General features: G+C 73.4%; 19 protein-coding genes. 6 read left to right on the forward strand and 13 right to left on the reverse strand.

Annotated features, from left to right (window positions below; genetic code table 11):
• Window positions 1-83: 83 nt before the first annotated feature.
• From O7553_RS14220 to O7553_RS14230, 3 genes are read right to left on the reverse strand one after another with little or no spacing between them, the layout of a single operon-like run.
• Window positions 84-854: a maleylpyruvate isomerase N-terminal domain-containing protein gene (locus tag O7553_RS14220; RefSeq protein ID WP_281555270.1), complete on the reverse strand. Its 771-nt coding sequence runs from the start codon at window positions 852-854 to the stop codon at window positions 84-86.
• The gene (locus O7553_RS14225; protein ID WP_281555271.1) at window positions 851-1,681 is read right to left on the reverse strand and encodes a fumarylacetoacetate hydrolase family protein; all 831 of its coding nucleotides are present in this window, start codon (window positions 1,679-1,681) and stop codon (window positions 851-853) included. Before O7553_RS14225 ends, O7553_RS14220 begins: the two co-directional genes overlap by 4 nt.
• Window positions 1,678-2,769 carry a cupin domain-containing protein gene (locus O7553_RS14230; RefSeq protein ID WP_281555272.1) on the reverse strand — a complete coding sequence of 364 codons (1,092 nt, stop codon included), beginning with the start codon at window positions 2,767-2,769 and terminating at the stop codon, window positions 1,678-1,680. The genes O7553_RS14225 and O7553_RS14230 overlap by 4 nt, the downstream gene beginning before the upstream one ends.
• 57 nt (window positions 2,770-2,826) lie before the next feature.
• On the opposite strand from O7553_RS14230, the gene O7553_RS14235 reads away from it, so the two are divergent.
• The 3 genes from O7553_RS14235 (at window position 2,827) to O7553_RS14245 (ending at window position 5,869) form a co-directional block, all read left to right on the forward strand.
• Entirely contained in the window at window positions 2,827-3,591 is a 765-nt protein-coding gene (locus O7553_RS14235; protein ID WP_281555273.1) for an IclR family transcriptional regulator, read from the forward strand.
• A 178-nt stretch (window positions 3,592-3,769) separates the two neighbouring features.
• The gene (locus O7553_RS14240) at window positions 3,770-5,380 is read left to right on the forward strand and encodes an ABC transporter substrate-binding protein (protein ID WP_281555274.1); all 1,611 of its coding nucleotides are present in this window, start codon (window positions 3,770-3,772) and stop codon (window positions 5,378-5,380) included.
• A 174-nt stretch (window positions 5,381-5,554) separates the two neighbouring features.
• Window positions 5,555-5,869 (forward strand): MTH1187 family thiamine-binding protein, encoded by a 315-nt coding sequence (locus tag O7553_RS14245; protein ID WP_281555275.1) that lies wholly within the window; start codon window positions 5,555-5,557, stop codon window positions 5,867-5,869.
• 64 nt (window positions 5,870-5,933) lie between these two features.
• Here the strand turns inward: O7553_RS14245 and O7553_RS14250 are convergent, their stop codons facing one another.
• Window positions 5,934-6,701 (reverse strand): SDR family oxidoreductase, encoded by a 768-nt coding sequence (locus O7553_RS14250; RefSeq protein ID WP_281555276.1) that lies wholly within the window; start codon window positions 6,699-6,701, stop codon window positions 5,934-5,936.
• Window positions 6,702-6,951: 250 nt separating this feature from the next.
• On the opposite strand from O7553_RS14250, the gene O7553_RS14255 reads away from it, so the two are divergent.
• The 3 genes from O7553_RS14255 to O7553_RS14265 are packed head-to-tail and all read left to right on the forward strand — an operon-like array spanning window position 6,952 to window position 10,933.
• The gene (locus O7553_RS14255) at window positions 6,952-7,896 is read left to right on the forward strand and encodes an ABC transporter permease (protein WP_281555277.1); all 945 of its coding nucleotides are present in this window, start codon (window positions 6,952-6,954) and stop codon (window positions 7,894-7,896) included.
• The gene (locus O7553_RS14260; RefSeq protein WP_281555278.1) at window positions 7,893-8,837 is read left to right on the forward strand and encodes an ABC transporter permease; all 945 of its coding nucleotides are present in this window, start codon (window positions 7,893-7,895) and stop codon (window positions 8,835-8,837) included. The genes O7553_RS14255 and O7553_RS14260 overlap by 4 nt, the downstream gene beginning before the upstream one ends.
• Window positions 8,834-10,933: a dipeptide ABC transporter ATP-binding protein gene (locus O7553_RS14265; RefSeq protein WP_281555279.1), complete on the forward strand. Its 2,100-nt coding sequence runs from the start codon at window positions 8,834-8,836 to the stop codon at window positions 10,931-10,933. The genes O7553_RS14260 and O7553_RS14265 overlap by 4 nt, the downstream gene beginning before the upstream one ends.
• A 5-nt stretch (window positions 10,934-10,938) precedes the next feature.
• Here O7553_RS14265 and O7553_RS14270 read toward each other — a convergent pair whose 3' ends face one another.
• The 9 genes from O7553_RS14270 to O7553_RS14310 form a co-directional block, all read right to left on the reverse strand.
• Window positions 10,939-12,339, reverse strand: coding sequence for an FAD-dependent oxidoreductase (locus O7553_RS14270; RefSeq protein ID WP_281555280.1), 1,401 nt, complete (start codon window positions 12,337-12,339; stop codon window positions 10,939-10,941).
• Window positions 12,305-14,377, reverse strand: a complete 2,073-nt coding sequence (locus O7553_RS14275) for an FAD-dependent oxidoreductase (RefSeq protein ID WP_281555281.1) — start codon at window positions 14,375-14,377, stop codon at window positions 12,305-12,307. The genes O7553_RS14270 and O7553_RS14275 overlap by 35 nt, the downstream gene beginning before the upstream one ends.
• Window positions 14,374-15,141, reverse strand: a complete 768-nt coding sequence (locus O7553_RS14280; RefSeq protein WP_281555282.1) for an SDR family oxidoreductase — start codon at window positions 15,139-15,141, stop codon at window positions 14,374-14,376. Before O7553_RS14280 ends, O7553_RS14275 begins: the two co-directional genes overlap by 4 nt.
• A 44-nt stretch (window positions 15,142-15,185) precedes the next feature.
• A complete protein-coding gene (locus O7553_RS14285; RefSeq protein WP_281555283.1) occupies window positions 15,186-16,658 on the reverse strand; it encodes an aldehyde dehydrogenase family protein in 1,473 nt (490 codons plus the stop codon).
• Between the two features lie 140 nt (window positions 16,659-16,798).
• The gene (locus tag O7553_RS14290) at window positions 16,799-17,824 is read right to left on the reverse strand and encodes an MBL fold metallo-hydrolase (RefSeq protein ID WP_281555284.1); all 1,026 of its coding nucleotides are present in this window, start codon (window positions 17,822-17,824) and stop codon (window positions 16,799-16,801) included.
• A gap of 118 nt (window positions 17,825-17,942) precedes the next feature.
• Window positions 17,943-19,547 (reverse strand): polyamine aminopropyltransferase, encoded by a 1,605-nt coding sequence (locus O7553_RS14295; RefSeq protein ID WP_281555285.1) that lies wholly within the window; start codon window positions 19,545-19,547, stop codon window positions 17,943-17,945.
• 33 nt (window positions 19,548-19,580) lie between these two features.
• Complete coding sequence (locus tag O7553_RS14300) at window positions 19,581-20,006, reverse strand: DUF350 domain-containing protein (protein WP_123602248.1); 426 nt, start codon at window positions 20,004-20,006, stop codon at window positions 19,581-19,583.
• 31 nt (window positions 20,007-20,037) lie between these two features.
• A complete protein-coding gene (locus O7553_RS14305; RefSeq protein WP_123602249.1) occupies window positions 20,038-20,463 on the reverse strand; it encodes a DUF4247 domain-containing protein in 426 nt (141 codons plus the stop codon).
• The gene (locus O7553_RS14310) at window positions 20,460-21,011 is read right to left on the reverse strand and encodes a DUF2617 family protein (RefSeq protein ID WP_281555286.1); all 552 of its coding nucleotides are present in this window, start codon (window positions 21,009-21,011) and stop codon (window positions 20,460-20,462) included. Before O7553_RS14310 ends, O7553_RS14305 begins: the two co-directional genes overlap by 4 nt.
• Window position 21,012 lies beyond the last annotated feature (1 nt).

Here is a 21,012-nt window from a genome sequence, read left to right on the forward strand (position 1 = left end):
TCGGTGACTCGCCGTAGTCGGCGGCCACCAGAAATCGATCATGTCATCGTGCCTGGTCAGCGGGGTCCGACGAGCGGACCGGGTCATATCCACGGCGGCGGTGGCGCGACCACGGCACCGGCCGGTCGGACCGTCAAACGGTCCGCCGGCACTCGCCCGATCAGCCAGCCGAGCAGCTGCCAACCGGTTGCGGACAGCTCCACCGGCAGGACCGGCGCGGTATCACCGGACCCGGCCGTACCGGCCGTCGCCACGTTGTCCGGGCCGGTGCGCCAGACCCGCGACCGGTCGGTCGCCCGCAGCTCGACCGCCGGGCCGGTACCACGGCCGGTGAAGGTGGCGGTCACCTCGTCGAGCAGCGCGTCGGTGAGCGGACCGGGCAGGTCGGCCAGGGTGCCGCCGAGGTCGAGGTCGGCCTGGTGCACCCAGACCTCCCGGACCCGCAGCCAGAGCACCTGGTCGGCGGGGACCTCGCGGCCCTGACCGGTACGGACGGTGGCCGACCAGGCGTCGTCGGGCATCGCCCGGACCGCGTCGGCGAGCCGACCCGCCGCGCCGGCCAGGTCGGCGCGCAGCTCGTCGGCACCGCGCCCGGCACCGGCGTCGATGTCCGCGCCGCGCTGGGCGGCGCTGGCGTACATCGGGGTCGGCACCCCGGTCCGCGCCCAGGTCAACAGGTTCACCAGGGCGTCGGCGTTGCGGGCCAGGTGGGTGACCAGGTGGGCGCGGGTCCAGCCGGGCAGCCGGCTCGGTGCCGCCGCGTCGGCGTCGGTGAGCTGGTCGACCAGTTCCCGGCACCGTTGTTCCCCGGCGGTCAGCCAGCCGATGGTGGCGTCGGCCCCCGCGCCGGTCACGGTCGCTCCGCCCGGCAGGTGTTGCGGCACTCGCCGACCCCACCGATCCGGGTGACCAGCACGTCACCGTCGGCCAGGTACCGGGGTGGTTTACGGGCGTGGCCCACGCCGCCGGGCGTCCCGGTGGCGATCACGTCGCCGGGCCGCAGGGTGCAGATGGTGGACAGGTACGCCACCAGTGCGGGCGGGTCGAAGACCAGCTCGGTGCTGTCGGAGCTCTGCACCACCTCGCCGTTGACCAGGCATTCGACGCTGAGCCCGGCGTCGAGGTCGAGGTCGTCCGGGGTGACCAGGCTGGGTCCGAGCGGGGTGGTCGCCTCGAAGGTCTTGCCGGCCAGCCACTGCGGGGTGCGGTACTGCCAGTCCCGGGCGGTGACGTCGTTGAGCACGGTGTACCCGGCGATCGCGGCGGCGGCCTGCTCGGGGTCGGCGTGCCGGACCGTGGTGCCGACGACGACCGCGAGTTCGGCCTCCCAGTCCATCGCGGTCGAGGCAGCTGGCAGTACGACCGGGTCGGTGGCCCCGATCAGCGCCGGCGGGTACTTGGCGAAGATCGTCGGGTGTTCCGGGAGCTGGCGGCCCATTTCCAGGATGTGCCGGCGGTAGTTCAGCCCGACACAGATGATCTTCTCCGGTCGGCTGACCAGCGGAGCGTGGTCGAGTCCGTCGACCGGGTGCCGGGTGCCGTCGGCGGTGGCGGCGCGTTGCGCCCAACCGGGGTCGGTGAGCAGCTCGCCGAGGTCGGCGGCACCGATCTCGACCGCCGCGTCGGTGTCGACCCGGACCGCGGCGGTCCGGTCGCCGGTACGGATGGTGGCCAGCCTCATGCCGGGTCACCCACCTGGTGCCGGTCCAGGTGCAGAGCCTGGTAGCTGGGTGCGTCGCTGAACCGGAACAGGTCGGCGCCGTCCGGTGACCGCAGGCTCACCGGGCACCAGGACGGTACGGCGAACAGATCGCCAGTGCCGACCTGGTGTTCCCGGCCGTCGAGCAGCACGGTGGCCTGCCCGCTGAAGACCTGCCACACCGAGGAGCCGACCTCCCGGCGGGTCGCCGTGGCGGTCCCGGCGGCCAGCCGGTGCATCTCCAGGCGCAGCGTCGCCAGGGCGTCGCGGCCGGTGGTCGGGTTGACGAACCGTACCGCCGCGTGGCCTGGCTCGACGAGTGCCGGATGCCCTTCGTCGGCGAGTTCCAGCTGCGCGGTGAGCGCGGCGTCGGTGTGCGTCCAGCGGTACGCCGGCAGCGGCGAGTGGACGGTGTCCGCCTCGGCCGACAGCGGGCGCAGCCCGGGGTGGGCCCAGAGCCGTTCGCCCCGCGAGGCGGCCGGGGTCGACGTGTCGGTGAGCTGGTCCGGGCCGAACTCGAAGAACCCGGCGTCGAGTTGAGCGTTCAGCGGGATGTCGAGTCCGTCCAGCCAGACCATCGCGGTGTCGGCGGTGTTGTGGTGTTCGTGCCAGGCCCAGCCCGGGGTCAGCAGCAGGTCGCCCCGGCGCATGGCGACCGGGTCGCCGTCGACCACCGTCCAGACACCTTCCCCGTCGAGCACGAAGCGGAACGCGTTCTGGCTGTGCCGGTGGGCCGGGGCGACCTCGCGGGGCCCGAGGTACTGCACCGCCGCCCAGAGGGTGGCGGTGGCGAACGGGTCACCGGGCACGCCGGGGTTGGCCAGGGCGATGGCCCGTCGTTCGCCACCGCGCCCGACCGGGACGAGGTCGCCGGCGCGGGCGGCGAGCGGCAGCAGCCGGTCCCACGGCCAGACGTGGGGCACCGCCCGGGGCGTCGGGGCGACCGGCATCAGACCGTCCCGAACGGTCCACAACGGTTTGAGTCCAGCGGCGTCGAAGTCGGTGTAGAGCTGCTGCAGAGCGCGGTCCTGCACCGTGCCGGCAGCGGCCTCGGAGTCCAGGTCAACCATGCCGCCAGGTTAGGAACCTTCTTTACGACGGAATGATCACGTGGTCATAATTCTCTGGTGCAGAACGCCGTGCCGTACCCCATCGAGTCCGTCGACAACGCCCTGCGCCTGATCCTGCTGCTGCGGGAACGGTCCCGGCTCGGGGTGGCCGAGGCCGCCCGCCACCTCGGGGTGGCGCCGTCCACCGCGCACCGGCTGCTCGGCATGTTGAAGCACCACGGCTTCGCCGTCCAGGACGGCCGCCGGGCGTACCTTCCCGGGCCGGTCTTCGCCGACCTGGGGCTGCTCGCCGGCCGGGCCGGTCCGGACCTGCGCACCGTGGTGCGGCCACATCTGGAGCGGCTCAGCGGTGAGCTGCAGGAGACGGTGCACCTGGCGGTGCTGCAGGGCACTGCGGTCCGGTTCCTCGACGGCGTGGAGGCCACCCACGGCCTGCGGGTCGGATCCCGGGCCGGGATGTCGATGCCGGCGCACTGCACCTCGGGCGGCAAGGTGCTGCTCGCCCAGCTCAGCCCGGCGGAGCTGGAGGTGCTCTATCCGCGGGGGCTGCCGGCGGTGTACGGCCCTGCGGTCGAGGATCTGGCCACCCTGCGTCGCCAGTTGACCACGGCACGTCGCCTCGGCTACGCGGTGAACCGCGAGGAGAGCGAGCGGGGCATCACCGGGATCGGGGTCTGCCTGCGCGACACGACGGGGCGGGTGCGCGGCGCGTTGGCGGCCGGGATGCCCACCGCGCGCTGCCCGAACATCCGGATCCCCGAGGTCGCGGCGGCGCTGCGGACCGCCGCCGGGCTGATCGCCGCCGAGCTGGGCGGGAACTGACCTTCGGCATCGGGCGGCAACATCGGCGCAACGTGCCGTTGACGAAGCAAGCGCTTTGTTGGTAGCTTCCTCGCCTACTCTCGCCGGCGCCGTGCCGTGCCGCACCGCTGGTAGAGCAACTGCCGCCTACCGAAGGTGGGACCGAAAAGTGAGATCCCTACACCGCACACTCGCGCCGATGCTGGCGTTGTCCCTGCTGCCGCTCGCCGCTTGCAGCACCAGTTCCGACACCGACTCCGACACCACCGACGACAACGCCACCGCCGCGCCCGGCTGCCCGCAGGCGACGTCCAGCACGGTGGCCCACGACCCGACCGCGATCCTCAAGTACGGCAGCGTGCCGGCCAGCTCGCTCGACCCGATCCGGATGGTCGAGGCCAACGAGATCACCGTGCTGCAGACGATCTTCGACCCGCTGGTCAAGCTCGACGCCAACGACCTGCCCATCCCTGGCCTGGCCACCGAGTGGAGCGTCGTCGACGACGGGGGCATGGAGTTCAAACTCCGCGACGGCGTCGTCTTCTCCGACGGCACCCCGTTCGACGCCGAGGCGGTGCGCTTCAACATCGACCGGGCGATGAACGACGAGGAGTCGAACATCAAGGGCGACCTGGCCAACGTCCAGGCCGTCGAGGTGGTCGACGAGCACACCGTACGGTTCGAGCTGGACCCGCCGAACCCGGCCGCCTTCCCGATCGTCCTGTCCGACCGGCCCGGGCTGATGGCCTCGCCGACCGCAGTGCAGGCCGCCGGCTCCTCGACCGCGTTCAGCGACGCCCCGGTCGGCGCCGGCCCGTACGCCGTCGACGGCCCCTGGTACGCCCGGGAGAAGGTCAGTGTCCGGGCCTGGGACGGCTACTGGAACGCGCAGGAGCGGCTGCTCGGCGGGATCGACTTCATCGAGACCTCCACCGACGCCAGCCTCGGCGCGCTGCAGGCCGGTGACCTGGACCTGCAGTACATCGAGGACGACAAGGTCGCCGCGGCCTGCGCCGACGACCGGCTGCGGGTGATGTCCTCGTCGACCAACGAGGTCCGCGCGCTGCTGATCAACCAGGCGATGGAGCCGTTCGACGATGTGCGGGTCCGGCAGGCCCTGCAGTACGCCCTGAACCGCGAGGCGATCACCGAGGCGCTGACCGACGGCCGGTCCGAGGCGGCCACCCAGTGGTTCCCGGAGGGATCGGTGCCGTACTCGCCCGAGTTGGCCGACGCCTACCCGTACGACCCGGACCGGGCCCGCGAGCTGCTGGCCGAGGCCGGCTACCCGGACGGGGTGACCTTCACCGCCGAGATCGGCGGCACCTTCACCGCGTACGTCCGGATGGGTGAGCTGGTGCAGGCGCAGCTGGAGCAGGCCGGGTTCACCATGGACCTGCAGCTGATCGACCCGGCGCAGATGCTGGCCCGGCTCTACGGCACCGCCGACTCGCCGCCGCAGATCGCGGCCGCGCCGCTGGCGATGGCACCGGCCCGGTCACCGTCCAGCCGGTTCCGGGAACGGTTCTTCGAGGACGGCCGGTACAACCCGTCCGGCGAGACCATCCCCGGCCTGCGGGACCTGGTCGTCCAGGCGGACGCCGCCGTCGACCCCGACGAGCGGGCCGACCTGCTGCGCCAGGCGGCCACCCTGGTCTCCGAGGAGGCCGCCGCCGGCGTGCCGCTGTTCTTCGTCGCCGGACACACCGCGATGGGTGCCCACGTCGGCGGGGTGCAACGCGGCTCCACCCGGTCGAACATGATCTTCGACGGGTTGTACATCACCGAGGGCCGGGTACCGGTCGGCTGACCACCCGGACCGCCCTTCGCGGGCGGACGCACCAGCGGCGCCGCGGGATCCGTCGGACGGATCCCGCGGCGCCGCGGTGTGCATCGGGAAGTCCTGTTGCTGGCCGGTGAGGTTGCCGGACCCGCCGCTCTACCCTGGACGGGCAGTCGGAAAAGCGCAGCGGAGGGAGCGACTATGTCCGTGCTGGTGGCCTTCTCGGTGACGCCGTTGGGCGTGGGCGAGGACGTGGGTCGGATCGTCGCTGAGGGGATCCGGGTGGTCCGGGCCTCCGGCCTGCCGAACCAGACCGACGCGATGTTCACGCTGGTCGAGGGGGACACGTGGGATGAGGTGATGGGTGTGGTCAAGCAGGCGGTGGAGGCGGTGGCCGCGTTGGCGCCACGGGTGAGCACGGTGGTGAAGGTCGACTACCGACCAGGTGTTTCCGGGGCGCTGACCGCAAAGGTCGAGGCCGTGGAGCAGTACCTCAGTAAAGGCGTCGACGAGTGACTCGTCCCGGTGTCGGCGCTTCAGCGTCTGGCGCAACGGCACCGTAGTAGGGAGTCACGGCCGGTCAGGCCAGCGTCCCACCGTCGGCGCGCAGCACGCTGCCGGCGACGAACGACGCATCCGGCGAGGCCAGGAACGCGATGGTACGGGCGATCTCGGCCGGTTCGGCCCGCCGACCGGTCGGCCGCGCCGGGGCCGGGGCGGCGGCCGCACCGCCGGTCGACGCGGCCGCACCGCCGCTCAACGCGGCCCGCATCTCGTCGGCCAGCCGGGTCCGCACCGCACCGGGGCAGAGCACGTTGATCCGTACCCCGGCCGGACCGTACTCGGCGGCCAGCGAGCGCATCAACGCGATCAGCCCACCCTTGGACGCCGCGTACACCGCGCTGCCGGACCAGCCGCGCAGCCCGGCCACCGAGGAGACCGCCACGACGGTGCCGCCGGTGGCCACCAGGTGCGGCATCGCGGCCTGGGCCAGCAGGAACGGCGCCCGCAGGTTGACGTCGAGCACCCGGTCCCATTCGGCGACGGTGACCGCGTCGGACGGGCCGGCCTGACCGACGCCGGCGACCAGGGCGAGCACGTCGATCCGGCCGTACCGGCGCAGGCAGGTCTCGACGACGGTGGCCGCCGCCGCAGGGTCGACGAGGTCGGCGGTGAGCGTCCCGACCCGGCCGCCAGCGGCTCTCACCTGCTGGCGCAGCGCGGCCAGACCGTCGGTGTCGACGTCCACCCCGAGTACGGTGTCGCCGAGCGCCGCGAGGTGCTCGGCGGCGGCCCGTCCGATGCCGGCGGCGGCCCCGGTGACCACCGCGACCCGCGTCTCAGTCACCCGGCACCGCCCGCAGCGCGGCGAACACCTGCCCGGTCGCGGTCCGGCAGGTGCCCACCTGGCGAGGCTGAATGAGGAAAGCCGTGCACCACACCGGTCATCCCTGGCGACGCTAATCAACAAAGCGCTTGTTCGTCAACCTCACGATCGGCGATGCCCGGCGTTGACGAACAAGCGCTCGTTAGGTACCTTGCCCGGACAGTCAGATGCTGGTCAGCCAGCGTTCCGGCGGCCAAAGGATCACCCACGAATGGTCACCCTCGTCCTCCGGCGCCTCCTGTCGGCGATCCCGCTCCTGCTGATCGTCTCGCTGGGCGCGTTCTCCCTGGTCGCGTTGCTCCCCGGCGACCAGGCGATGGCGATCGCCGGCGAATACGCCACCCCGGAACAGCTGGCCGCGCTGCGCCAGCAGCTACGCCTCGACGACCCCTTCCTGGTCCGCTACGCGCACTGGCTCGGCGGCATCGCGCAGGGCGACCTCGGCGACTCGCTGGTCACCGGCCGGGCGATCAGCGACGAGATCCTGCGCCGCGCACCGCTGACCGCGAGCATCGCCCTGGGCACCCTCGTCGTGGTGCTGCTGATCGGCGTACCGACCGGCATCCTGCAGGGCGTCTACGCCGGCCGCGCCGTCGACCGGCTCGGCCTGCTCGGCAGCGCCGCCGGTCTGGCCGTCCCGAACTTCTGGCTGGCCACCATGCTGATCACCATCTTCGCGGTGCAACTGCGCTGGCTGCCGGCCACCGGCTACAGCCCGCTCAGCGAGGGTGTGCTGCCCTGGGCCCAGCACCTGATCATGCCGTCGATCACCCTCGGCGTGTTCACCGCCGCCGAAATGGCCCGCCAGCTGCGGACCGGTTTCCTTCATGCGTACGCCCAGCCCTACATCCGTACCGCCTGGTCCAAGGGGTTGCCGGCGCGCACAGTGATCGGCAAACACGCGCTGAAGAACGCGGCGGCTCCGGCGATCACCGTGCTCGGCATCCGCCTCGGCCACCTGCTGTCCGGCGCGGTGATCGTCGAGTCCATCTTCGGCATGCCAGGGCTCGGCAAGTTCGCCATCGACGCCATCCTCAACCGGGACTTCACCGTCGTACAGGCCGTCGTCCTGGTCTCCGCGGTGGTCGTGCTCACCGCGAACCTGCTCGTCGACATCGCCTACGGACTCCTCAACCCGAAGGTGCGGATCTCTTGAGCCGACCAGTGAGCACCGACGACACCGCGTCCACCGCCGCCCCCGCCAAGCCCGGTGCCGGGCCGGAACCGGACGGGCTCGACCGTCGCGACCGCGGCGACACGCTCGTCGCCCGGATCCGCAGTCAGCCGATGACCATGGTCGCTCTCGGCTACCTGGTGCTGCTCAGCCTGTTGGCGGTCGCCGCGCCGCTGGTCAGCCCGTACGACCCGTACGCCACCGACTTCCGGGCGATCCTCGACCCGCCATCGGCCGCACACTGGCTCGGCACCGACGACCTCGGTCGGGACATGCTCAGCCGGCTGCTGTACGCCTCCCGCTCCTCCCTACTGGCCTGCCTGCAGGCTGTCGGCCTCGGCCTGCTCGGCGGGGTCCTGCTCGGGGTGACCGCCGGCTACTTCGGCGGCTGGGTGGACCGGCTGGTGATGACGCTGATCGACGCCGTGCTCAGCGTCCCCGGCCTGCTGCTGGCGATGTCCATCGTCGGCGTGCTCGGGCCCGGACTGCGCAACGCCATGTTCGCCCTCGCGGTCATCTTCGTGCCGATCTTCGCCCGGCTCAGCCGCATCCAGGCACTGGCGGTACGCGAGGAGACCTACCTCGAGGCGGCCCGCTCGATCGGGGTCTCCCACCTGCGGTCGGTGCTGCGGCACGTGCTGCCCAACATCGCGGGTCCACTGGTCGTCCAGGTCTTCATCACCATGGCCGTGGCGATCGTCGCCGAAGGCGCGATGAGCTACCTCGGGCTCAGCATCCAGCCGCCGGAGGCGAGCTGGGGCAACCTGCTGCAACGGGCGTTCTCGTCGGTCGCCTCGGCACCCTGGCTGATCTTCATCCCCGGCCTGACCATCACCCTGACGGTCGTCGCCTTCCAGGTGCTCGGCGACGGACTCAGCCAGGCCCTGTCCGGCGGGCACCCGCAGAAAGCAGGCCGCAGATGAGCGCCGCCACCACGACGACCCGCCCGCTGCTGGAGGTCGACGGCCTGACCGTCAGCATCGGCTCCGGACGTGACACCGTCCACCTGGTCGAACAGGTCGACCTGAGCGTCGCCGCCGGCGAGACGCTCGGCCTGGTCGGCGAGAGCGGCTCCGGCAAGAGCATCACCTGTCTCGCCCTGGCCGGGCTGCTGCCGCCCGGTGCCCGGATCACCGGCGGTTCGATCCGCTTCGCCGGGCAGGAGCTCACCGGCCGCTCCCCCGCCGAGCTGACCCGGTTCCGCGGCAACCGGGTCGGCATGGTCTTCCAGGAGGCGTTGAGCAGCCTGAACCCGGCGTTCACCGTCGGCAACCAGATCGTCGAGAGCCTGCTGCGGCACACCGGCATGAACCGCCGGCAGGCCCGGGCCCGTGCGGTGGAACTGCTCGACCTGGTCCGGATCCCGGACCCGCAGCAGCGGGTGGCCAGTTACCCGCACGAACTCTCCGGCGGGATGGCCCAGCGGGCGCTGATCGCGATGGCCATCGCCGGCGAACCGGAGCTGCTGATCGCCGACGAACCGACGACCGCCCTGGACGTGACGGTCCAGCTGCAGATCCTGCAGCTGCTCGGCGACCTGCGCGACGCGCTGGGGATGTCGCTGCTGCTGGTGTCGCACGATCTCGGCGTCATCGCCACGATGGCGCAACGGCTCAGCGTCATGTACGCCGGTCAGGTCGTCGAGTCCGGCCCGGTCCGCGACGTGTTCGCCGCGCCCCGGCACCCGTACACCTCGGCGTTGATCTCGTCCAGTGCGGAGGTCGCCGAGAAGGCCACCCGGCTGCCGGTCATTCCCGGCCAGGTGCCGCGCCCAGGTAACTTCCCCGCCGCCGGCTGCCGGTTCGCCAACCGGTGCGCCCACGCCAGGCCGGAGTGGACCCGCATGGACCCGCCGTGGACGGTGCTGGACGGCGGCGACCGGGGTACCCGGTGCGGCCGGCACGCCGAGCTGGAGCTGCCCGGCACCGGCGCGGCACCGGCCACCGGTCCCGAGGACCCGGCGGCGGGCGAGGACCTGGCGGCGGGCGAGGACCCGGCCGCGATCGAGGCAGCCGTCGAGGATGCCGGCGCCGGTGATCCGACCGACGCCGGGGACGGAGCCGTGCTGCGGCTGCGCGGCCTCGGCAAGCAGTTCCCGGTCCGGCGCGGAGCGCTCGGCCTGCGTCGGGTGGTGGTGCACGCGGTCGACGGCGTCGACCTGACGGTGGCCCGTGGCCGGACGCTCGGCCTGGTCGGTGAGAGCGGCTCCGGCAAGTCGACCGTCGGCCGGCTCGCCCTGCGGCTGATCGAACCCACCAGCGGGGAGGTCTCCTTCCTCGGTCGGGACCTCGCCGCGATGAGCCGGGGCGAGCTGCGGTCACACCGACGGGGCATGCAGATGGTGTTCCAGGACCCGTACGCCTCGCTGGACCCGTCGATGACGGTCGGGCAGAGCATCGCCGAACCGCTGGTGGTGCACTCCCGGCTCACCCCGGCCGAGCGCCGCCGCCGGATCGGCCAGCTGCTGGAACGGGTCGGCCTGGACCCGGCGCTGGCCCGCCGGTCGCCGCGAGCGCTCTCCGGCGGCCAGCGACAGCGGATCTCGTTCGCCCGCGCGCTGGCGCTCGAACCTCAACTGATCATCTGTGACGAGCCGGTGAGCGCGCTGGACGTCTCCACCCGGTCGCAGATCGTCAACCTGGTGCAGGACATCCAGGAGGCTGAGGGCATCGCCTTCCTGTTCATCGCCCACGACCTCGCGCTGGTCCACCATGTCAGTCACGAGCTGGCGGTGATGTACCTGGGGCGGGTGGTGGAGAGCGGTCCCGCCAGCCGGGTGTACAGCCACCCCGCACACCCGTACACCCGGGCGCTGCTGGCCTCGATGCTGACCCCGGCCAGTCACGGGCTCGCCGGCCGGACCACCCCGACCGGGGAGATCCCCAGCCCGATCGACCCGCCGTCGGGCTGCCGGTTCCGCACCCGCTGCCCGCACGCGATGCCGGTGTGCGCCGAGGTGACCCCGCAGCCGGTGCCGGTCGCCGGCGGCGGCTGGTCCGCCTGTCACCTCACCGGCTGAGCAAGCTACCGGGCCGCTTCCTCGCCGGCGACCAGGCCGAAGACGGCCGCCTCGAGCAGTCCGCCCGCGTAGCCGGCGCGCGGGCCGCCGTGCAGCCCGCCCATGGTCGCCCCGGCCGCGTACAGCCCGCCGATCGGCTGGTCGGCGGCGTCGCACAGCCGGGCCCGGCCGTCGACCCGCAGCCCGCCGAGGGCGAACGTCACCCCGGCCACCAGCGGCACCGCCCGCAGCGGCGGTACGGCCAGCCGCAGCCGGCCGGTGCGCGGCGGCGACGCGTCCTCCGGCGCCGCCAGCACCTGCGCCACCGTGGCGGACAGCCCGGCCGGGTCGATGCCGGCTCGAACGGCCAGGTCCGCCGGACCGGAGCCGGTCAGCACGGTCGCGCCGCAGTCGAGCAGGTACGGGTTGGGTGCCGGGTCGCCGATCCGGCCCTCGGTGCGCCACCCGTCGTCGTCGACGATCAACCAGCAGCCGTCCGGCACCGGGCCGTGAGCCACCGCGTTGGTCGTGGTCACCCCGTGATGGCTCTCGTCGACCAGCCGCCGACCGTCCGGGCCGACGACGATCCCGACCGCCGCCAACGGATCCAGGATCGGGTACGGCCACAGTCGACTGTCCTGTCGCGCCTCACGGACCAGCAGGTGGCCGTAGAACCCGGCGTCCGGGACCAGCGCCGCGCCGGCGGAGCAGCCCATCCGCAGGCCGTCGCCGGTCGCGGTGCCGGCGCCGCGCAGCAGCACCTGGTCGGTGTCCAGCAGGTCGCGGCGCAAACCCGGATCGGCCTGGAACCCGCCGTCGGCGAGGACCACTGCCCGGCTGGTGATCCACCCGGTGGCACCGCCCGGCAGGTCCAGCCCGACCTGCCAGGCCGCACCGGGCGCGGGCCGCAGTCGTCGGGCCCGGGCCGGCTGCCGCAGGGTGCCGCCGGCGGCGGTGAACTCGTCGGCGAGCCCGCGCAGGAAGGTCCAGACGCCGAAGCCGGCGTACCGCCGACCCGGCTCGGTGCGGCGCACCGGGGCGAACACCCGCGCCCGGTGCGCGGCGTCGCCGTCGGTGACCAGTTGGGCACCGTGCTCGACGAGCCAGTCCAGGGTGGGCCGCAGGCGTTCGCTCCAGGTACGCAGCACCGCCTCGTCGGCCCAGCCGTCGGTCGACTCCCGCACCAGCGCCCGCAGCCGGCCCGGCGGGGTCTGCGGATCGCGCAACGCGGCATGCAGGGCACCGCCGGACAGCACCGAGTTGCCCCAGCCGGGGCGCCGCCGGGACCGCTCGACGACGACCACCGACGCGCCAGCCTGCTGGGCGCGGACCGCCGCGCACCAGCCGGCCAGGCCGGCACCGACCACCAGCACGTCGACCCGCGGTGCGGGGCTATCGCCGGTCGGCGGCGGACAGCGCGTATCCAAACCTGGCTCCTTCCAGCACGGCGTGCGTCAGCCGGCGCGGCGCCAACGCGTCGCCGACCACCTGACATTCGAGGTCCGCGGGCAGCGCGGCGCGCAGCCCGTCATCGGCGGTACGGCCGTGCGCGAGAACCACCGCACCGGCGTCGAGGATCGACCGCTGCCCGGTGAACAACTGCTCCACCTCGACGGCCCCACCGGACCACCGGTGCACCCGGCTCATCGGGGCGAACACCACCGCCCGGCCGTACAGCCGACGCAGCACCGCCGGCCTGGTCCGCTGATCCAGATCGGGTCCGATGTCGACGCATTCGGTGCACACCTGGACCGGCCAGCCCTCCCCGGCCAGCAGGTCGGCGGCGATCAGCGGCTCGAGATGCCGCTCGGCGCCGCCGACCACCAGCACCGGCACGCCCGGCGCCGGTCGACGACCGGCCAGCAGGTCCATCGTGGTCAGTACCGGTCGGTCGACGGGGAAGCCGGCCGGGCCCGGCCGGCCGCCGGTGGCCAGCACCACCAGGTCCGCGCCGAGCAGGTCGGGGTGGTCGGCGGTGGCGGTGGTGGCGGTACGCAGGACCACCCGCCCGCCGGCGGGAGACGGCCGGTCCAGCAGCGGGGCCAGCCGCCGCTCGAGCCGGTGCAGCAGCGGCGCCCAGTCGGCGAGCAGCGGCGTGCCGACCAGGTGGCGCAGTGTCCCGCCGACCACGTCGGCGGCCTCGATCAGGGTCACCTCGGCTCCGGCCGCCGCGGCACCGACCGCCGCCTCCACCCCGGCCGGCCCGGCACCGACGACGGCGATCCGCCGACGGGCCCGCCGGCGCCGGACGAGAGCCGGCCCGGCCGGCGGCGCAGCTGGCCGGGGGGCGAACTCGGCTTCCCGACCGGCGGCCGGGTTCGCCGGGCAGGAGAACGGCACCCGTACGCACTCGTTGCAGGCGACGCAGCGGACGATGCCGGCGTCGTCCCCGCTGACCGCGCGCCGGGGGAAGGTGGGGTCTGCGATCAGCGCCCGGGCCAGTCCCACCAGGTCGGCAGCGCCGTCGGCGACCAGGCCGCGGGCGATCGCCGGGTCGGTGATCCGGCCGGAGACCAGGACCGGCACGTCGATCACGGCGCGGACCCGCCGGGCGGTCTGTGCCGCCGGTGCCGGCGGCACCAGCCAGGATCCGGTGTACGCGGTGGCCGGCCGGCCGTCGCGCAGCCCGTCGTGGTTGCCCAGCGACAGGTTGACGTAGTCGACGAGGTCGGCGAGCCCGGCGGCGATCCCGGCCACCCCGGCGGCGTCGATGCCGCTCGGCACCTCCTCGCCGGCGGTCAGCCGGACGCCGAGCAGCGACCGGTCCCCCAGTTCGGCGCGCACCGTACGCAGGATCCGGCGGATCAGCCGCAGCCGGCCGGCCGGGGAGCCGCCGTACCGGTCGGTGCGCCGGTTGTAGTGCGGGGACAGGAACCGGTTCAGCAGGTACCCGTGGCCGGCGTGCAGTTCGACACCGTCGAACCCGGCGGCGACGATCGTCGTGGCGGTGACGAGGTAGCCGGTCGCCAGGTCGTCGATCTCGGCGACGGTGAGCGCGTGCGGGACGGCTCCCGTGTCGTCGGCCCGTACCTGCGACGGGGCGAGGGTCGGCTGGAAGTTGTCCCAGCCCCGCTCCGCGCCGGGGTGGTGGATCTGGCCGACGGCGAGCGCCCCGCCGCCGTGCGCCGCGTCCGCCAGTCCGGCCAGGTGCTCGTGCGCCGCCGCGAGCAGCACCTGGCGGTGCCGGGGGTCGCGGACGTGGAACGAGACGGCGTCGGGGTCGGCGTAGCCGTCCGGGTCACCGGCGCAGACGTTCAGCGGGTAGACCGGGTTGGCGTACACCCCCTGGCCGGCGGGGAGCACGATCATCGCGACGCCGCCGGCGGCCCGCTCGGCCACGTAGCGCCGCAGCCGCCGGGGCGGCAGGCGGCCGAGGTGCGGGGTCATCACCATCCGGTTGCGCAGCCGGTGCCGGCCGACGGTCAGCGGCGTGGCCAGCGGGTCACCGCCCGGCCCTCCGGTCATGCCGGCAGCAGCGTCTGCAGCGCGACGCCCAGCCCGCCGTCGACGGCGATCACCTGGCCGGTGACGTACCGGGCGGCGTCGCCGAGCAGGAAGACCACGACCGGGGCGATGTCCGTGGCGGACCCGGTCCGACCGAGCGGTACGGCGGCGCCGCGTCGCTGCGCGGCCTGCGGGTCGCGACTGCTGGCCGAGAAGTTGGTGCCGCTGACGATGCCCGGCGCGACCGCGTTGGCCCGGATCCCGTCCGGGCCCCACTCCAGCGCCATCTGCCGGGTCAGTGAGATCACCGCCGCCTTGGCGGCGTTGTAGGCGCCGGCGCCGGGCGCGACGTGGATGCCGCACAGCGACGAGATGTTGACGATCGCGCTGCCCGACGTCATCGCGGGCAGCGCTGCCTGGCTGCAGTAGAGCGCGCTGGCGCAGTCGATCCGCATGATCGCGTCCCAGTCGTCCGGGCTGACCGATCGCAGCGCTCCGCCGCGTACCACGCCGACGTTGTTGACCAGGCCGGTGAGCCGGCCGAGTCGGTCGACGGCGGCGGCCACGACGTCCGCGGCGGCCCGTGGATCGGCCACGTCCCCGGCGACGGGGTGGGCGGTGCCGCCAGCGGCGACGACCGTGTCGGCGGTGACCTGGGCGGCGGCCGGGTCGAGGTCGTTGACGGCGACCGCCGCTCCGGCCGCCGCGACCTGTAGTGCGGTCGCCGCCCCGATCCCCGATCCGGCACCGGTGACCAGCACCGCTCCGTCCGCCAGTGTTGTCATCCCGACCCCTCTTTCTCCGCCGACCGACGGTCCGCCGGACAAGCTCATTCGTCGATCGCCAGCAGTACGTTCTTGACCCGGCTGAACTCCAGCAGTCCGGCGAGCCCGCCGACCTTGCCGTAGCCGCTCTGTTTCACCCCGCCGAACGGCGCGAACGGCCCGGCGGGCGCGCCGGCCCCGTTGACCCCGACGTTGCCGACGGCCAGCGCCGAGGCAACCCGCATCGCCCGGTCGACGTCGCGGGTGTGCACATAGCCGGCGAGCCCGTACCGGCTGGCGTTGGCCGCCTCGACCGCCTCGGCTTCGCCGTCGAACCGGCAGACCGACAGCACCGGGCCGAAGATCTCCTCGGTGGCGAGCTCACTGTGCGGGTCGACGTCAGAGAAGACGGTCGGGGCGACGTAGTAGCCGTCGGCCAGGTCGCCGCCGAGCCGGTGCCCGCCGAGCACCAGGTCACCGGTGTTGTTCTCCCGGGCCTGGTCGATGGTCCCGACGACCCGCTCGCAGGCGGCCGCGTCGATCAGCGGTCCCATCCGGGCCGCCGGGTCGAACGGGTCGCCGACGGTGACCGCGCGCAGACCGTCCAGCAGCCGGCCGAGCACCTCGTCGTACACGTCGTCGTGGACGAACATCCGGGTCGGGATGGTGCAGCCCTGGCCGCTGTTGGCCGTGATCAGCAGCGCGAACCGGCAGGCCCGGTCGAGGTCGGCGTCCGGGAAGACCAGCGACGCGCTCTTGCCGCCGAGTTCCAGCAGCAGCGGCTTGAGCGTCGGGGCGGCCGCCGCCTGGATCCGGGCCGCCGTCGCCGGACCGCCGACGAACCCGATCTTGTCCACCTCGGGGTGGCGGACCAGGGCGTCGCCGACCGCCGGGCCGCCGGGCAGGACGTTGACCACGCCGGGTGGCAGCCCGGCCTCGGCGCAGAGTCGGCCGAACCGCAACGCCGCGAACGGGGCCTGCTCCGGTGGTTTGACGATGACCGTGCACCCGGCGGCCAGCGCCGGGGCGACGGTGGTCTGGATGTTGGCCAGCGGATGGTTCCAGGTGAGGATCGCGCCGACCACGCCGACCGGTTCCAGCAGGGTCAGGTCCAGCGCTCCGGGCATCCGCAGCGCATCGCCGGCGGCCTTGTCCAGCCAGCCGGCGTAGTAGTCGAAGAAGGTCTGGCCGGTGGTGTAGCGGCCGTACGACAGGGCCGCCGGGGTGCCGACCTCGAGCGCGTTGATCGCGGCGAGGTCGGCGGCGCTGGCCCGGATCAGGTCGCCGAGGCGGGACAGCGCCTGGCGGCGCCGGTCGGTGGGCCAACTGCGCCAGCCGGGGGCGGCTGCCCGGGCGGCGGCGACCGCCTCGTCCACCTCGGCGGCCCCGGCCAGGGCGAAGCTCTGCTGGACGCGGCCGGTGCCCGGGTCGATGTGGTCGCGTCGACCGCCGGTGCCGGTGTCGCGCCACTGTCCGTCGATCAGAATGCCGGGGCGTAGCAGGCTGGTCGGGTCCGCCGGTCGGTTGATCACCGTCATCGACGGCCACCGTGGGCCAGGATTGGTGTCGGGTCGGCTGACAGCATCACGATCACCTCACAAGCGCTTGCTTGGCGCCTGACACTACCGCATCCCACACCGCCGCGAAACCCGTGGTCAGTCCACAGGTAAACCCGTGGTCAGGCCACCGGCCGGTACGCTGTCACGCCGTCCATCCGGTGCGTCGCCACCCGGCCCTGCTCGGCCAGCAGGTCGAGATGCAACGCCGTCTCGTTGACCGCCAGCATCCGGTGGTACGGCGGCAGGTCGTCGAGCGCCCGGCGACGTCGGGTCCAGGGCAGGGTCCGCGCCACCTGGTACGCGGTCCACGCGCCGGCACCGACCGCGGCCGCCATCTCGGCCAACCGGTCCCGGTGATGGGCCAGCAATTCGTCCACCCGTCGGTGGACGCTGTCGCCCACCGGCCCGTGCGCCGGCAGCAGCAGCGCGTCCGGCAACGCACGTACCGCCCGCAGCGACTCCAGGTACCGGCCCAGCGGGCGGTGCGCCGCCACCGCCTCGAAGCCGACCGACGGGGTGATGCCTGGCAACACGTGGTCACCGGCGAAGAGCAGCCCGGCCTGCGGGTCACGGAAGACGTAGTGCCCGGCGGTGTGACCCGGGGTCGGCAACGCCCGCAACCGGCGGCCGGACAACGGCACCTCACGCTCACCGGACAGCCACTCGTCCGGCGGTTGCCAGTCGAGTTCCGGCTGCTCCGCGTCGGCGGTCAACCGCTTCACCTGGTCGGCGAGGTCGGCGGCACCGGCGGCACGCAACTGGGCCAGCGGTGCGGCGTACGGCTCGTCGGTGCCGGCCGCCATGAACTCCAGGCTGGGCCGCTCCCCCGCCCCGAGCGCGATCGGCACCCCGGTTTCCCGGCGGATCGCGACCGCCTGCGAATAGTGGTCCTGGTGGATGTGGGTGACGAGGAAGCGGCGGATCGCGGCGAGGTCGTGACCTCGGTCACCGAGCGCCGCCTCGAGAGCCTTGCGGGCGGCCGGCACCGCCCAACCGGCGTCGACCAGCACCAGCCCGGCGTCGTCCTCGATCGCGTAGACGTTGACCGCCCGCAGCGCGTCGTCGGGCATCGGCAGCGGAATCCGGTACACCCCGTCCGCGACCGGGTGTGCCCCCGGCGTCATCCAGTCCGACCCCGTCGCCATCGGGCGCCCCCTCGTGCTGACCAACCGGCCACCGACAATACCGGTCGCTTGCTTGGCTGCCGGTGGTACCGCTCACCCGTCGCCGGTGATCGTCCACACATCCAGCGGACACGGTGGATCAGTAGCCGCGCCACGCCGCCCGACTGTAGGTGAGCACCCGGGGGTCCAGCAGCGTCGACGGCTCGACCGGCACCGGACCCCGGTCCGGCGGAAAGACCTGCGCCGCCCGCAGCACCTCAGGGCCCAGGAAGCGCAGCGTGGGCGCCTCCGCAGGTACCTGCGGCGTCGGCACCGGGCCGTCCCCCTCGCCGTCGGCGACCGCGAGCAGGAAACCCCAGTCACCGAACGACGGGACATCGACGTGGTACGGCCGCGTCGTCCAGCCCGCATGCCGCACCGACGCCTCGATGCACCAGAAGGCACGCGGCGCGAAGTACGGGGACCCGGCCTGCACCACCATCCGGCCCTGCGGGCCGAGGGCCTGCCGGACCAGCGAGTAGAACTCCACCGAGTAGAGCTTCGCCGTCGCGGTCTGGTCCGGGTCCGGCAGATCGACGACGACCGCGTCGAACAGCCCCGGTGCGCCGCGCAGCCAGGCGAACGCGTCGGCGTGCACCAGGCGTACCCGTGGATCGTCGAAGGCCGCGCCGTTGAGCGCCCGGATGTCCGGCTCGGCCCGGGCCAACGCGACCACCGCCTGGTCCAGCTCGACGACCGTCACCGAGGCGACATCGGGGTAGCGCAGCACCTCGCGCAGGGCCAGCCCGTCCCCGCCGCCGAGCAGCAGCACCCGGTCCCGCCGACCGGCCAGCGCCGGATGGACCAACGCCTCGTGGTAGCGGTACTCGTCCACCGAGCTGAACTGCAGATCCCCGTCGAGGTACAGCCGCAGATCGGAGCCGTCGGCGACCGGCGACACCGCCCGGGTCAGGACGATCTCCTGGTAGCGGCTGCGTTCGGCGTGCACCACCGGATCCCGGTAGAGCTGCTGGCGCGCGGTCACCTCGAAGTCCGCCGCCACCAGATAGGCACCGGCCAGCGTCGCCATCACCACGGTGGCGGCCAGGACGACCCCGGCCCGGCCGCGCCGGCCGAGATCACCCCGGAAGACCGTGCCGACCAGCAGGATTCCGGCCAGCGCGTTCACCGCGCCGACCAGCAGCGCCCCACGCAACTGGCCGAAGAACGGGATCAGCAGGAACGGGAAGGCCAGACCGCCCAGCAGGGCACCGACGTAGTCGGCCGCGAACAGGTCGGCGACCGCGCTACCGGCCGACTGCGCCCGGATCCGCTGCAGCAGGACCATCAGCAGCGGAATCTCCGCCCCGATCAGCAGCCCCAGCACGAACGCGGTCGCCACCAGCGCGGGCGCGTAGAGGTCCAGCCAGGCAAAGGCGGCGTACAGGCCCAGCACCGACAACCCGCCGAGCAGCGCCAGGGTGAGCTCGACCGCGGCGAAGGCGACCACCGCGCGGTGCTGCAGCGGCTTGGCCGCCAACGCGCCGACGCCCATCGCGAAGACCATCACGCCCAGCACGATCGACGCCTGGCCGACAGTGTCACCGATCAGGTAGCTGCCGAGGGCGACCAGCGCCAACTCGTACACCAGGCCGCAGGCCGCGCAGACGAAGACCGCGGCCAGGACCGCCGGGCGGGCCAGCCGGGCGTACCGGGTGACGGGGCCGGCACCGTCACCCGGCGCCGGCACCACGACCGCCGACATCAACCGACCACCGACGACAGCTGCTCGCCGACATCAGCTGATCGCCGCCGCCACGATGGCACCGGTGGCAAGGTGGATGGTCGCGCTGACCCAGACCGCCGGGTGCGGCTCCCGGTCCACCAGAATGTCCCCGAGGCGGCCCGGGGTGACCGCGTCCAGCAGCACGAACGACACCGCCATCACGAGCAGGCCGAGCAGCCCGTACCCGGCGGTGCCGACCAGGCCGGTGACGAAGCTGTTCTCCCCGGCGGCGATCGCGGCCACGACGATGGTGCCCACCGCGAACAGGTTCGAGGCGAGCAGCACGGTCGCGTTGCGGTTGCGCTGCGCCCAGATGAGTTCGTGCAGCTTGCCCGGGGTGACCAGGTCGACCAGCAGGTAGCCGAGCGCCATCAGGACCAGACCCACCCCGGCGTACGCCAGGGTGAGCAGCAGATCGACGAACAGAGTGCGGAACATGTGCCAACTCCAGGTGGTGGGATGGGGGTGGTTACTTGCCGGTGCCGGGACCGCCGCCCCGGATCGTGCTGCCGCGCTGCCAGTTCCACGAGTTGCCGACGACGGAGCGGTACCGGGGGTACGCGGTCGTCATGCGTTCCAGCAGGATCAGCGAGCCGGCGGCGATCGGCAGGATGACCACCGAGTCGTCGCCGTAGCGCAGGTAGTGACGGTCACCGACGGTGTACTGGTCGGCCGGGCTGAACGCCCGGGTGAGCTGCTGCGCCACCTGGCGCGGTGGCAGGTCGGAGCGGTACCCCTCGGCGTCGGAGCCGATGTCGTCGACCACCGAGCGGGCGTAGCTGCGCTCGACGTAGCCGCGGGCGGAGAAGGTGCCGGCGGCCAGCCCGCAGCACGACACGATCACGCCCACCAGAGCGAGGACCACGCCACCGACGATCCACTTGCGGGAAGTCACCGTACTGTCACCACCGTCTCGGTCTCGACCAACTCGGCTGTCTGCGGGTACGCATGCCAGGTGCGCCAACTGATCCGTGCACCATCGATCCGGGCGTGCAGCGCGGTGAGTGCGTCGGGGCTGCCCGGGAAGACGCCGACCAGGGCATGCGGGTCGCCGGTCAGCTGCCGGCGGAGGTGGTCGGCCCGCCCGGCGAGCTCGCCGGCCGACAGCCGAAGCGCCCGCGCGGCGAACCGGTAGCCGTCATCGGCGTCCACCACCGCCGGCAGGTCGGGCGGGTGACCGGGCAGGCAGGCGAGCGTCTCGACCAGGTCATGGCCGGCGGTACGCAGCACGACCTGGTGCGAGGCCCCGAGTAACCGCAGGCGCAGCAGCCCTGCCGGCTGCGAACCGGGCGGCTGCGAACCGGAGCTGGAGCGGGCACCGCCGCCGGCGCCCGGCAGCGGCAGCTCGAGCACGTGCAGGGCGGGTCGCTCGGCCAGACCCAGCGCGAAGCTGAGCTCCGCCGCGCTGGTGTCGACGTACGGTGCGTCCAGGGCGACCAGCATG

It is taken from the genome of Solwaraspora sp. WMMA2059 (assembly GCF_027497315.1).
In the GTDB taxonomy this organism is placed as follows: Bacteria; Actinomycetota; Actinomycetes; order Mycobacteriales; family Micromonosporaceae; genus Micromonospora_E.

Bases quoted from the DNA above. Each gene is read 5' to 3' on its own strand.
- O7553_RS14275 (WP_281555281.1), bottom strand. From the start codon at position 14,377: ATGACCGGAGGGCCGGGCGGTGACCCGCTGGCCACGCCGCTGACCGTC.
- O7553_RS14245 (WP_281555275.1), top strand. From the start codon at position 5,555: ATGTCCGTGCTGGTGGCCTTCTCGGTGACGCCGTTGGGCGTGGGCGAG.
- O7553_RS14295 (WP_281555285.1), bottom strand. From the start codon at position 19,547: ATGTCGGCGGTCGTGGTGCCGGCGCCGGGTGACGGTGCCGGCCCCGTC.
- O7553_RS14285 (WP_281555283.1), bottom strand. From the start codon at position 16,658: ATGACGGTGATCAACCGACCGGCGGACCCGACCAGCCTGCTACGCCCC.
- O7553_RS14225 (WP_281555271.1), bottom strand. From the start codon at position 1,681: ATGAGGCTGGCCACCATCCGTACCGGCGACCGGACCGCCGCGGTCCGG.
- O7553_RS14240 (WP_281555274.1), top strand. From the start codon at position 3,770: ATGCTGGCGTTGTCCCTGCTGCCGCTCGCCGCTTGCAGCACCAGTTCC.
- O7553_RS14300 (WP_123602248.1), bottom strand. From the start codon at position 20,006: ATGTTCCGCACTCTGTTCGTCGATCTGCTGCTCACCCTGGCGTACGCC.
- O7553_RS14310 (WP_281555286.1), bottom strand. From the start codon at position 21,011: ATGCTGGTCGCCCTGGACGCACCGTACGTCGACACCAGCGCGGCGGAG.
- O7553_RS14290 (WP_281555284.1), bottom strand. From the start codon at position 17,824: ATGGCGACGGGGTCGGACTGGATGACGCCGGGGGCACACCCGGTCGCG.
- O7553_RS14280 (WP_281555282.1), bottom strand. From the start codon at position 15,141: ATGACAACACTGGCGGACGGAGCGGTGCTGGTCACCGGTGCCGGATCG.
- O7553_RS14255 (WP_281555277.1), top strand. From the start codon at position 6,952: ATGGTCACCCTCGTCCTCCGGCGCCTCCTGTCGGCGATCCCGCTCCTG.
- O7553_RS14230 (WP_281555272.1), bottom strand. From the start codon at position 2,769: ATGGTTGACCTGGACTCCGAGGCCGCTGCCGGCACGGTGCAGGACCGC.
- O7553_RS14265 (WP_281555279.1), top strand. From the start codon at position 8,834: ATGAGCGCCGCCACCACGACGACCCGCCCGCTGCTGGAGGTCGACGGC.